9 protein-coding genes are annotated in these 12694 nt (G+C 70.9%); 3 read left to right on the top strand and 6 right to left on the bottom strand.

Translation table 11 applies throughout. The annotated features are described in order from the left end of the window. Positions 1–6: 6 nt before the first annotated feature. Positions 7–2691: a GNAT family N-acetyltransferase gene (locus ACQBJO_RS07345; protein ID WP_421008545.1), complete on the bottom strand. Its 2685-nt coding sequence runs from the start codon at positions 2689–2691 to the stop codon at positions 7–9. A gap of 133 nt (positions 2692–2824) precedes the next feature. On the opposite strand from ACQBJO_RS07345, the gene ACQBJO_RS07340 reads away from it, so the two are divergent. Next, a complete protein-coding gene (locus ACQBJO_RS07340) occupies positions 2825–5260 on the top strand; it encodes a DNA gyrase/topoisomerase IV subunit A (RefSeq protein ID WP_421008546.1) in 2436 nt (811 codons plus the stop codon). Between the two features lie 59 nt (positions 5261–5319). On the opposite strand, the gene ACQBJO_RS07335 is transcribed toward ACQBJO_RS07340, so the two are convergent. Both ACQBJO_RS07335 and ACQBJO_RS07330 read right to left on the bottom strand, forming a co-directional pair. Then, entirely contained in the window at positions 5320–6759 is a 1440-nt protein-coding gene (locus tag ACQBJO_RS07335; RefSeq protein ID WP_255186104.1) for an APC family permease, read from the bottom strand. A gap of 142 nt (positions 6760–6901) precedes the next feature. Further along, positions 6902–9037 carry a DNA gyrase/topoisomerase IV subunit B gene (locus tag ACQBJO_RS07330; protein ID WP_421008547.1) on the bottom strand — a complete coding sequence of 712 codons (2136 nt, stop codon included), beginning with the start codon at positions 9035–9037 and terminating at the stop codon, positions 6902–6904. Between the two features lie 206 nt (positions 9038–9243). On the opposite strand from ACQBJO_RS07330, the gene ACQBJO_RS07325 reads away from it, so the two are divergent. Further along, the gene (locus tag ACQBJO_RS07325; RefSeq protein ID WP_072624437.1) at positions 9244–9468 is read left to right on the top strand and encodes a DUF7455 domain-containing protein; all 225 of its coding nucleotides are present in this window, start codon (positions 9244–9246) and stop codon (positions 9466–9468) included. A 13-nt stretch (positions 9469–9481) separates the two neighbouring features. After that, entirely contained in the window at positions 9482–9997 is a 516-nt protein-coding gene (locus ACQBJO_RS07320) for a DUF456 domain-containing protein (RefSeq protein ID WP_255186102.1), read from the top strand. Positions 9998–10067: 70 nt separating this feature from the next. On the opposite strand, the gene ACQBJO_RS07315 is transcribed toward ACQBJO_RS07320, so the two are convergent. The 3 genes from ACQBJO_RS07315 to ACQBJO_RS07305 form a co-directional block, all read right to left on the bottom strand. Further along, positions 10068–10505: a DUF3040 domain-containing protein gene (locus ACQBJO_RS07315; RefSeq protein WP_421008548.1), complete on the bottom strand. Its 438-nt coding sequence runs from the start codon at positions 10503–10505 to the stop codon at positions 10068–10070. Between the two features lie 80 nt (positions 10506–10585). Beyond that, positions 10586–11854 (bottom strand): DNA polymerase IV, encoded by a 1269-nt coding sequence (gene dinB / locus ACQBJO_RS07310; protein WP_255186100.1) that lies wholly within the window; start codon positions 11852–11854, stop codon positions 10586–10588. Positions 11855–11861: 7 nt separating this feature from the next. Then, complete coding sequence (locus tag ACQBJO_RS07305) at positions 11862–12641, bottom strand: class I SAM-dependent methyltransferase (protein WP_255186099.1); 780 nt, start codon at positions 12639–12641, stop codon at positions 11862–11864. Positions 12642–12694: the final 53 nt, after the last annotated feature.

The raw sequence follows: 12694 nt of genomic DNA, 5'->3' as shown, positions 1-12694 counted from the left end.
CCAGCCTCAGGTCAGGCTCCGCGCACTGGCGTCGATCCGGCGGAGCGCGGGGGCGATCATCACGTCGGCGCCGAGGACCGTCAGGCCGGAGGGGTGGGCGATGACCGGGTTGAGCTCCACCGACGACAGCTCGAGGAAGTCGTCAGACATGAGCGACAGACGACCGAGGAGATCCTCGAGCGCCGCCCGGTCGACCGGCGCCGCTCCCCCGTGCCCCATGAGCAGCGGCGCCGACTTGAGGTCCTCGACGAGCTCGCGCACGTCGACGTCGGTCAGGGGCGGGATCCGGTAGGCGATGTCGTCGAGCAGGGTCGTCGTCGCCCCGGCGATGCTGAAGGAGACGACCGGCCCGAAGAGCGGGTCCTCGATCGACGAGCAGACCGTGGAGACGCCGGTACCGGCCATCTTCTGCACGACGAAGTAGTTGGCGTCGAGCGGCGCCAGGCGCCGGTCCATCGTCTCGAAGGCCACGCGGACGGCATCGGCGTCGTGCAGGTCGACGCGGATGCCCTCGAGGACGGCCTGCCCGCGCACGAGCGGCGAGAGGGACTTGACGACGACGGGGTAGCCGACCTCCTCGGCGGCGAGGACGGCCTCCTCGGCGGTGGCCACCTCGCGCCGCGGCCACAGGGTGATGCCATAGGCGGCGAGCAGCTCCTGGGACTCGTCGGCCGTCAGGGCCCGCCCCTCGGGGTCCTCGGCGAGCACCCGGTCGAGCAGGGCCCGAGCGGCCCATCGGTCGATCCCCTCGCGCACGACCGCCTCACCCTTGTCCTTGTCCCGCCAGGCGCCGTAGTCCGTCGCGGCCGCGAGCGCCCGCACCGCCTCCTCGGGCATCGGGTAGATCGGGATCGCCTGGCGCGGCTGCCCCTCCTCGGTCTCGCCCCACTCGTTGGCGAAGTGAGCGCTCTCGCCGCCGGTGTCGACGCCGCGCATGCCGAGCAGGGTGGCGACGCAGGGCTTGTCGGAGCGTGAGGCGGCGTGCCGCACCGCGTCGACGACGTCCTGCTCGAGGGCGCCGACGGGTGGGATGAAGCAGACGATGACCGAGTCGACCTGCTCGTCGTCGAAGGCCGCGTCGACGGCCCGGCGGAACTCCGCCGCCGAGGCCTCGGTGCGCACGGCCACCGGCCCGTGGGTGACCTCGAGCCCGCGCGAGGTGGCGTTGTCCGCCGAGAGCGCGACGAGCTGGTTGGAGTTGCCGACGACGGCGACCCGGCGGCCCCTCGGCAGGGGCTGGTGGACGAGCAGCTGGGCCACGTCGAACATCTGGTGGACGTTTTCGCAGCGGATGACGCCCGCCTGGTTGAGCATCGCGGTGAAGGCGTGCGGCTTGACCTTCGGTCGGCGCACGCGGTGCCCGGGCGGGGCGCTGAAGTTGGCCGACGCCGCCTTGACGACGATGACCGGCTTGCTCGACGCGAGGTGGCGGGCGATCCGGGAGAACTTGCGCGGGTTGCCCATGGACTCGAGGTAGAGGCCGACGGCGTGGGTGCGCTCGTCCTCGACCCAGTACTGCATGAGGTCGTTGCCCGAGACGTCGGTGCGGTTGCCCGCGGAGGCGAAGACCGAGATGCCGAGGTTGCGTCGGGCGGCCGAGTCGAGGTTGGCGATGGCCAGCGCACCGCTCTGCGAGAAGAGCCCGAGGTGGCCGGGCTCGGGGATGATCGGCGTGAGCGTCGCGTTGAGGCTGACCGCGGGGTCGGTGTTGATCAGGCCGAAGGAGTTGGGCCCGACGACCCGCATCCCGTGGGTGCGGGCCAGCCGCAGCACCTGCTGCTGCATGCGCGCGCCTTCCTCGTCCACCTCGGCGAAGCCCGAGGAGATGATCAGCAGCGTCTTGACCCCCGCGGCGGCGCACTCGCCGACGATCTGCGGGACCTTGTCCGCCGGCACCGCGATGACCGCCAGCTCCACGCCCCCTTCGATCTCGCCGATGGAGCGCTCGGCCTGCAGGCCGAGGACGGTCCCGGCCTCGGGGTTGACCGCGTGGACCCGCCCGGTGAAGCCGCCGTCGACGATCTGCTTGAGGACCTGGTGACCGATCGCCCGCTCCCGGCGGCTCGCGCCGATGACCGCGACGGAGTCCGGGTGGAGCATCGCCCGCACGCTCTGCGCCTCGGCGCGGTGCTCGCGGGCGAAGCGCACCGACAGCGACTCGGCGGTCGGCTCGATGGCGAAGTGGAGGGTGACGACACCGTCCTCGAAGCGCCGGCTGACCTGGTAGCCGGCATCGGAGAAGACGCTGAGCATCTTGCGGTTCTGCGGCAGGACCTCGGCCTCGAACTCGGTGATGTCGGTCGCATAGGCGATCGCCGCGAGGTGCTCGAGCAGCACCGAGCCGATGCCCTTGCCGTGGTAGTGGTCGGAGATGTTGAAGGCGACCTCGGCGCTGTGCGGGCTCACCCGGTCGTAGCGGCCGATGCCGATGATGTCGTCGCGGATCGTCGCGACGAGGGCCATGCGATCGACGTAGTCGACCTCGGTGAAGCGCTTGATGTCGCGGTCGCTGAGGGTGCGCATCGGGGCGAAGAAGCGCAGGTAGATCGACTCGTCGGACTGGCCGGCGTGGAAGCGACGGACACCGTCGGCGTCCGAGGGCTTGATCGGACGCAGACGGCAGACCGAGCCGTCCCGCAGCACGACATCGGCCTCCGCATGGACCGGGTACCCCGGAGGGAGCTCCGTCATGGCCCCAATCCTGCCACGGCCTCCCTCGCCCGACCGGGCGCCCACCGGGCGTGTGTCGGTCCCGCGGCAGAGCGGGCCCAGGGGTGAGGATGGACGGGCTCGACACCCGTCCACCGAGGAGTGCACCGCCAGCATGGCCCGCCGTTCCGCCACCCCCGCGACGCCCGACGTCCCCGAGCGGATCGTCGACATCGACGTCGCGGACGAGATGCGCAATGCCTTCCTCGAGTACAGCTACTCCGTGATCCACGCGCGGGCCCTGCCCGACGCCCGTGACGGCCTCAAGCCGGTCCACCGCCGCATCCTCTACTCGATGAGCGAGATGGGCCTGCGGCCCGAGCGCGGCCACGTGAAGTCCTCGCGCGTCGTCGGCGAGGTCATGGGCAAGTACCACCCCCACGGCGACTCGGCGATCTACGACGCCCTCGTGCGCATGGCCCAGCCCTTCTCCATGCGCCTGCCGCTCGTCGACGGCCACGGCAACTTCGGCTCGCTCGACGACGGCCCCGCCGCGAGCCGCTACACCGAGGCGCGCATGGCCCCGGCTGCGCTGCTCATGGTGACCGGGCTCGACGAGGACACCGTCCCCTTCGTCCCCAACTACGACGACCAGCTGATGCAGCCCGAGGTGCTGCCGGCGGCCTACCCCAACCTCCTCGTCAACGGCACGACCGGCATCGCCGTCGGCATGGCGACGAACATGCCGCCGCACAACCTCGTCGAGGTCATCGGGGCGGCCCGCCACCTGCTGACCCACCCCGATGCCAGCCTCGACGACCTGATGAAGTTCGTCCCCGGCCCGGACCTGCCCGGCGGTGGCCGGATCATCGGCCTCGACGGCATCCGCGACGCCTACCTCACCGGCCGCGGCAGCTTCCGCACGCGGGCGACGACCCGGATCGAGAAGGTCTCGCCGCGCCGCCAGGGCATCATCGTCACCGAGCTGCCCTACCTCGTCGGCCCCGAGAAGGTCATCGAGAAGATCAAGGACTCCGTCCATTCGAAGAAGCTGCAGGGCATCGCCGACGTCAAGGACCTCACCGACCGCGAGTCCGGCCTCCAGCTCGTCATCGAGATCAAGAACGGCTTCAACCCCGAGGCGGTCCTCGAGCAGCTCTACAAGCTGACGCCGATGGAGGACTCCTTCTCCATCAACAACGTCGCGCTCGTCGACGGCCAGCCGCGGACGATGGGTCTCAAGGAGCTGCTCACCGTCTACGTCGACTTCCGGCGCGACGTCGTGCGCCGGCGCAGCGAGTACCGGCTCGCCAAGCGCCGCGAGCGGCTGCACCTCGTCGAGGGCCTGCTCATCGCGATCCTCGACATCGACGAGGTCATCCAGGTCATCCGCTCCAGCGACGACGCGACGATCGCGCGCACCCGGCTGCAGGAGGTCTTCGACCTCTCCGAGGTGCAGGCGACCTTCATCCTCGACCTGCAGCTTCGCCGGCTGACGAAGTTCTCCAAGCTCGAGCTCGAGAAGGAGCAGAGCGAGCTGCTCGCCCAGATCGCCGAGCTCGAGGAGATCCTCGGCGACGACAAGGTCATGACCCGGCTCATCTCCGGCGAGCTCGCCGAGGTCGCGAAGAAGCACGGCGACCCCCGCCGCACGGTCCTGCTCGAGTCCGCGGGCGCCCCGGCGACCGCGACCACCCCGCTCGAGGTCGCCGACGACCCGTGCTGGGTGCTGCTCTCCAGCACCGGCCTGCTCGCCCGCACGAGCGACGCCGAGCCGCTCAGCCGCGAGGGCGGGCGCAGCAAGCACGACGCGATCGTCGCCGCGGTGCGCACGAGCGCGCGCGGCGAGGTCGCCGTCGTCACCTCGGCCGGCCGGATCGTGCGTCTCGGGGCACTCGAGCTGCCGACCCTGCCGCCCTCCAACGGAGCGCCCACCCTCTCCGGCGGTGCCCCGCTCGCGGCCTACGTCGACCTGCCCGGTGACGAGACCCCGTTGACCCTGATGAGTCTGTCCCCGGACTCCCCCGGGCTGGCCCTGGGCACGGCGCACGGCATCGTCAAGCGCGTCACCACCGACTATCCCAAGGGTCACTCCTGGGAGGCGATCTCGCTCAAGGAGGGCGACCGCGTCGTCGGTGCCGTCGAGCTGACGACCGGCGAGGAGGAGCTCGTCTTCGTCACGAGCCAGGCCAGCCTGCTGCACTTCTCCGCGGCCGACGTGCGCCCCCAGGGACGCGGCGGCGGCGGTGTCGCCGGCATCCGGCTCACCGACGGGGCCCAGGTCGTCTTCTTCGGCGCCGCCGACCTCAACTTCGACAACATCGTCGTCACGGTCTCGGGCTCCTCCGACGCGCTGCCGGGCACCGATGCCGGCTCGTGGAAGGTCACCTCCTTCGACGAGTACCCCGGCAAGGGTCGCGCCACGGGCGGCGTCCGCGCGCACCGCTTCCTCAAGGGCGAGGACGCGCTGGTCACCGCCTGGGTGGGCCGCGCCGGCGCCCGTGCCGCACAGCCCAACGGCGTGGCGATCACCCTGCCCGAGGCCGACGGCCGCCGCGACGGTTCCGGCACCCCCGCCTCCGCCGTGATCGGCGGCATCGGCTCCCTCTGAGGACATGACGAAGGGGGCGGCACCGGATCGCCGGTGTCGCCCCCTTCGCGTCGTGGAGCTCAGTCGTGGTCGATGTGCTCCGGGTCGCGCATGTAGGTCTTCTTGGCGTAGACCGCGCGGTTGATGAACCAGGTGATGACCCAGAGGAGGATGCCCAGACCGAGCAGGATGGCGGCGATCTCGTACTGCTGCTGCTGCTCCTCGCTGCGGGCCCACGGGCCGACGAGGAAGGCGCAGGCGATCGCACCGATGATCGGCAGCACGGTCGGGGCCCTGAAGTGCTCGCGGCCGACCTTGTCGCGACGCAGCACCAGCACCGCGATGTTGACGATGGTGAAGACCGCGAGCAGCAGGAGCGAGGTCGTGCCACCGAGCAGCGCGACGACCTGCGACTCGCTGTCGAGGACGACGTAGCTGATCAGTCCGAAGGAGATCAGCGTGGTGAAGATGATGGCCACCCACGGAGTCTGACGGGTCCTGTGGACCACGCCGAGGCCGGGAGGCAGGACCTCTTGGCGGGCCATGCCGTAGACGAGGCGCGAGGCCATGAGCATGTTGATCAGGGCCGAGTTGGCGACGGCGAACATCCCGATGAAGGGGAAGATCTTGTCGAAGGGCAGCCCGGGCGCTCCGGCAGCAACGACCTGCGTCAGGGCCGAGGCCTTGTCCGGGTCGGTGAGGTCGCCGACGGGGACCAGGGCCACCGCGGTGATCGAGACGAGGACGTAGATGACACCGGTGATGCCGAGTCCGGTGAGCATGACCTTGGGGAAGATCCGCGAGGGCTCGTGCGTCTCCTCGGCCATGTTGACCGAGTCCTCGAAGCCGACCATGGCGAAGAAGGCGAGCGAGGTCGCCATGGTGATGGCGAAGAAGGTGTTCTTGTCGCTCGCGCTCTCGAAGACCATCACGCGGGAGAAGTCGGCCTTGCCCTGGGTCACGGCGTAGAGGCCGATGAAGATGATGAGCAGCAGACCGGAGAGCTCGACGAGGGTCAGCACGACATTGGCCTTGACCGACTCTCCGACGCCGCGGAAGTTGACCAGCGCGATGACGAGCATGAAGGCCAGCGCGGCGATCAGGAGCTGGTTCGGGCCCCAGTCGAGGCCGAGTCCGTCGCTGAGGAACCCGGCGAAGGCGTTGGAGGCGGTCGACGCCGAGGTGATACCGGAGCACATGACGGCGAAGGCCACCATGAAGGTGAGGAAGTGCAGGCCGAAGGCCTTGTGGATGAAGGTCGCCGCACCTCCGGCCTTCGGGTACTTCGTCACCAGCTCGAGGTAGGAGAAGGCCGTGATCGTCGCGACGACGAAGGCCGCGATGAAGGGGGCCCACGCGGCGCCGCCGACTTCGCCGGCCACCGCGCCGGTCAGGGCGTAGACGCCCGTACCGAGGATGTCTCCGACGATGAAGAGGAGCAGGAGCTTGGGGCCCATGACCCTCTTGAGCTCGGTGTTGTCCTCACCTGCGGCATGGTCCGAGGTGGCGACGTCGGACATGGGTCCTCCCTGGGTCGGGGGTGCACGGGTGCGCGCACCGATCCCCTAACCGTGACCCAGAGCACGTCCGCGTGCAACCACCGACGCGGCGACGCGCCGAGATCGTGTCCAAACGGGCGCGTCGTGCCGGAGCAGCCCGGCCTCAGGCGTCGATGCGCTCCCGATCGAGCTGGTCGGCCGAGGAGACGATGAAGTCGCGGCGCGGGTCGACGTCCTTGCCCATGAGCAGCTCGAAGACCTGCTCGGCCATCTCGAGGTCCTCGGTCGTCACCCGGCGCAGCATCCGGTGGCGCGGGTCCATCGTCGTCTCGGCGAGCTGGTCGGCGTCCATCTCGCCCAGACCCTTGTAGCGCTGGATCGGCTGCTTGATGTTCTTGCCGCGCGAGCTGAGCGACGACAGCTTCTTGCGCATCTCCGCCTCGGAGTAGGTGTAGATCAGCTCGTTCTTCTTCGAGCCGGGGTTGACCACCTCGATGCGGTGCAGCGGCGGGACCGCGGCGAAGACCTTGCCGGCCTCGACGAGCGGGCGCATGTAGCGGAAGAAGAGGGTGAGCAGCAGGGTGCGGATGTGCGCGCCGTCGACATCGGCGTCGGTCATGATGATGACCTTGCCGTAGCGGGCGGCGTCGAGGTCGAAGCTGCGCCCGGACCCGGCCCCGATGACCTGGATGATCGAGGCGCACTCGGCGTTCTTGAGCATGTCGCCGACGGCGGCCTTCTGCACGTTGAGGATCTTGCCGCGGATCGGCAGGAGCGCCTGGAACTCGCTGTTGCGCGCCTCCTTGGCCGTGCCCATCGCGGAGTCGCCCTCGACGATGAAGAGCTCGGTGGCCTCGACGTCGCTGCTGCGGCAGTCACGCAGCTTCGGCGGGAGCGACGAGGTCTCCAGCGCGTTCTTGCGGCGCTGGGTCTCCTTGTGCAGCCGCGCGGAGATGCGCGACTTCATCTCGGCGACGACCTTCTCGAGCAGCTGGGTGGCCATCTGCTTGTCGCCGCGCTTGGTCGACGTCAGCTGCGAGGTCAGCTCGGTCTCGACGACCTTGGAGACGATCGAGCGCACGGCGTTGGTGCCGAGCACCTCCTTGGTCTGGCCCTCGAACTGCGGCTCCGCCAGTCGCACCGTGACGACCGCGGTCAGGCCGGCGAGGACGTCGTCCTTGTCGACCTTGTCGTTGCCGACCTTGAGCTTGCGGGCGTTGACCTCGAGCTGCTTGCGGAAGACCTTGAGCAGCGCCTGCTCGAAGCCCGCGACGTGGGTGCCGCCCTTGGGCGTGGCGATGATGTTGACGAAGGAGGACATCTTCGCGTCGTAGCCGGTGCCCCATCTCAGGGCGATGTCGACGCCGCACTGGCGCTCGACCTCGGTCGGCGTCATGTGCCCCTTGTCGTCGAGCACGGGCACGGTCTCGGTGAAGGTCCCCGTGCCCTCGAGCCGCCACACGTCGGTGACCGGGGCATCGGGCGCGAGGAAGTCGACGAACTCGCTGATGCCACCGTCGTGGTGGAAGACCTCCTCGAGCGGCTCGTCGCCGCGCAGGTCGCGCACGACGAGAGTCAGGCCGGGCACGAGGAAGGAGGTCTGGCGGGCCCGGGCGGCCAGGGCCTCTCGGTCGATGCCGGCGCCCTTGAGGAAGATCTGCGGGTCGGCCCAGTAGCGCACTCGTGTGCCCGTGACGCCGCGCTTGGGCTTGCCGACGACCTGCAGCTCGCTGCCCTTGTCGTACGGGACGAAGTCGTGGTCGGGAGACTTCTCCCCCTTCGCCCCGGCATCGTCGGAGAAGGTGCCGGGCTCACCACGGCGGAAGCTCATGGCCCAGGTCTTGCCGCCGCGGTCGACCTCGACGTCGAGGCGGGAGGACAGCGCGTTGACGACCGAGGCGCCGACGCCGTGCAGACCACCGGAGGCGGTGTAGGAGCCGCCGCCGAACTTCCCGCCCGCGTGCAGCTTGGTGTAGACGACCTCGACACCGGTGAGGCCGGTGCGCGGCTCGATGTCGACGGGGATGCCGCGACCGTTGTCGTGGACCTCGACGGAGCCGTCGGGGTGCAGGACGATCTCGATCCGGTCGCCGTGGCCACCGAGGGCCTCGTCGACGGCGTTGTCGATGATCTCCCACATGCAGTGCATGAGGCCGCGCTGGTCCGTGGACCCGATGTACATGCCCGGGCGCTTGCGCACGGCCTCGAGGCCCTCGAGCACCTGGAGATGGTGCGCGGTGTAGTCCTTCGCGGACTTGCTGCTCGCGGTCTTCTTCGCGGAGGTGTCTACCGGAGGCACGAAGGGGGCCGTCCTTGCGTCGTCGGGTCGGTGGGCTCCTCGCAGGGTAGACCGCGCCACCGACGACGCCCGGGAGGCACCGCCGGTGGCGCCGCGACGGTGTGCCCTCGGTCACGCCGCGCGGAACGGGTGCGGGACGGGAAGGCTTTCGCGTGTTTGACTGTTGACCGAGACGTCCACGCAACACTGCAGGAAATGAGGCACACGTGAACGCGACCCTGGCCAGCCCCTTGACCGCAGCCGACCGCTGCGACCGCTGCGGAGCCAAGGCCTACGTGCGCGCCCGCCTCCACGCGGGCGGCGAGCTGCTCTTCTGCGCCCACCATGGGCGTGAGCACCTCCCGGCACTGAAGGACCTCGCCGACATCGAGGACGAGACCGCCCGTCTCGACGAGAGCACCCCCGCGTCGGCCCCCGTCGACGAGCGCTGAGCGGCCCCCGGCCGTGCTCTCCCTGGCTGCCGAGGCCACCCACGACCCGACGTCGATCGCTCTCGCGATCGGCATCCTCTTCTTCGTCGTGGGTGTCCTCGGCATCGTCGTCCCCGTGCTGCCCGGGCTGCTCCTGTGCGTCGCGGGAGTGCTCGTCTGGGCCGGCTACACCGGCGGCACGACCGCGTGGGTGACCTTCGGCGTCGTCGCGGCGATCTACGCGGTGACCCTGCTCCTGCAGTTCCTCATCCCCGGCCGGCGCATGAAGCGCGAGGGAGTCGGCGGCATGACGCTCGGCTTCGGGATTGTCGGCGCGATCGTCGGCCTCTTCGTCATCCCGGGCATCGGCCTGCCCATCGGCTTCGTCTTCGGCGTCTTCGCCGCCGAGTACGTGCGCTTCCGTGACCTCGAGCGGGCCTGGCAGGCGACGAAGTCAGCCCTGCGCGGCGTGCTGCACAGCATGGGCATCGAGCTGTCGGCCGCCACCCTCATCGCGCTGACCTGGACCGTCGGGGTCCTCGCGCACTGACACTCCCGATGGTCGAGGTGGCCAGCGCCAGCGAGCCCTCGAGACCCCCGCAGGCGCCCTCGACGGGGACCTACCAGCCCTGCCCCTGCTGGCGGCGGTGCTCCCACCGCTGCTCGAGACGCTGCATGAAGCTGCCCTGACGCTTCGCCCGGGCGGGGCGAGCGCCCCCCTTCATCCGGGAGCCGCGGGGCCTGGCGCTGCGGACGGTGTCGTCGGAGCCGACGACGCCCAGACCGTGCTGCTCGCGGGGCCGCCCGGGGGTCAGCGCCAGCGCGACCGACGCGACGATGAGCACAAAGCCGGCGACGCCGACCCAGATGATCGTGTTGATGCCGAGCAGGACGAGGCCGAGACCAGCGAGGGCACCGACGATGCCGACGGCGAGGCGACGGCGGTCTCCCCCGACCGCGCGTGAGCCGTTCATCTGCGAGGCAAATCGAGGGTCCTCAGCCCGGATGGCTTCTTCCATCTCCTCGAGCATCTGCCGCTCGCGCTCCGACAGCGCCACGGTGACCTCCTGACCACGCCTGTTGTCTGGCGGGCTCGTGCCCGCGGGATGCACACGACGGGAGTACCGCCGTGGTCTTCTCATGATAGGTCGCGTCCGGGGCCCGCGGTAGGTGGGGACTGCCGTCGACTGCGATCCCCGAGCAGGCTGGCCGGCCGCACGCTGCCCGCGCCGAAGCGCGCGCTCGCCCGGTCGACGGCCCGGTCGGCCTCGCGCCAGCCGTGCTCGGGCTCGTCGAGAGCGACCTGGACCGGCGTCGACGCGGCCTCGGAGAGCTGCTCGACCCGCACGCCGACGAGCCGGACCCGGGCCCGCTGCAGGCCGAGGGCGTCGTAGAGCTCACGCGCCAGCGCGGCGATGTCGCGGGAGACGTCGGTGGCATCGCGAAGGGAGCGGGAGCGCGTGATCGTCGTGAAGTCGGCGAAGCGCACCTTGATGCTCACGGTGCGGCCGACGAGGCCGGCGCCCCGCAGCCGGGAGGCGACCTTGTCGCTCAGGGCGAGCAGGGTGCGGTGGACGACGACGGGGTCGTCGACGTCGTGGTCGTAGGTGCGCTCGTTGCCGATGGACCGCTCGCGGCGCACCGGCTCGACGGAGCGGTGGTCGCGGCCCCAGGCGAGGTCGTGGAGGTGGTTGCCGGTGGCCTCGCCGAGGGCGCGGACCAGGGTCTGGCGCGGGGTGTGGGCGATGTCGGCGACGGTCTTCAGGCCCAGCCTGGCGAGGGCCTCCTCGGTCTTGTCCCCCACGCCCCACAGGGCGCCGACGGGCAGCTGCTGGACGAAGGTGACGACCTCGTCGGCGGGGATGACGAGCAGCCCGTCGGGCTTGGCGAGGCCGGAGGCGAGCTTGGCGACGAACTTCGTGCTCGCGACCCCGACGGAGCAGGTGATCCCCTGCTCGTCGGCGACGGTGTCGCGGATGCGCTGGGCGATCGTCGCCGGCGAGCCCATGAGGCGCACGGCTCCGGCGACGTCGAGAAAGGCCTCGTCGCTGCTCAGCGGCTCGACGAAGGGGGTGATGTCGGCGAAGGTCGCCATGATGGCCGAGGAGATGCGCGAGTAGAGCTCGTGCTCGGGTGGCAGGACCGTCGCCTGCGGGCACAGCCGCCGGGCACGGCCCATCGGCATCGCCGAGGTGACCCCGAAGGCCCGGGCCTCGTAGGTCGCGGAGAGCACGACGCCGCGGTTGCCGCCACCGATGATGACGGGGGTGCCGACGAGCTCGGGGTGGGCGATGAGGGAGGCGGACGCGAAGAAGGCATCCATGTCGACGTGCAGGATCGTGCACCCGGTGTCGTCCGGGGGGCCCTGGCCGGCCCGCGGTGGGGGCCGGTACTGACGCCGGCTCATCGTCGCCTCAGTCGCGGCGGGCGACGAGGTGGACCGCGGCCCCCAGGCCGCCCAGACCGGTGCGGCCGTCGTCGGCCGAGGCGAGCTCCTCGAGCTCGAGCAGGGCGGCCCGCTCGGCGTCGGAGTCGACGAAGGCGCTCGGGACGAGGTCGCTGAAGAGACGCACGCCGCGGGCCTCGAGGGTCGTGAAGCCGGCCCGGGTGAGCATCTCGCCGAGCTCGTCGCGGTCGAAGCGGCGCGGGATCGGGTCGTCGTCGCCCCAGCGGCCGTCGGCGCTGGTCAGCGCGGCCCTGGCCTGGTCGAAGCGCCCGGCGATCGCGCGCGCGATGACGGCGGCGACCCGCTGCGCGGTCACGAGGGAGAGGTGCCCGCCGGGGGCGAGGACCTCGGCGATGCGGGTGAGGGTGGCCGTGGGGTCGTCGACGTACTCGAGGGTGCCGTGGCAGCACAGCAGGTCGATGCTGCCGGGCGCGACGGTGCCGGCGAGGGTGTCGGCGTCGCCCTGGACGGCGCTGATGCGCGCGGCGGCGTCGGACTCGGCGACCCGGCGGCTCAGCGAGGCCAGGGCGTCGGGGCTGGGGTCGACGACGGTGACGGTGTGCCCCTGCTCGGCGAGGGCGACGGCCAGGCCGCCGGTGCCGCCGCCGAGGTCGAGGACGCGCAGGGGCCGGGAGAGCTCACGCTGCCGGGACTCGCTGAGCGTGCGGACCTGGGACCACACGGCTGCCGTCCGGACATTGCCCTCGACTCCGCTGCCGCCTCGTCGCCACGCACGCTCCTCACTCATGGCCCCAACCCTAGTCGCCGCCGCCGACACCCCCTTCGGCCTCCCCGCTCCGG

Origin of the sequence: Janibacter zhangyanbonis (assembly GCF_050507325.1) — a bacterium.
Taxonomy (GTDB): Bacteria; Actinomycetota; Actinomycetes; order Actinomycetales; family Dermatophilaceae; genus Janibacter.
Note: the sequence above shows the minus strand (reverse complement) of the source record. Positions and strands in the feature narration are given on the sequence as shown.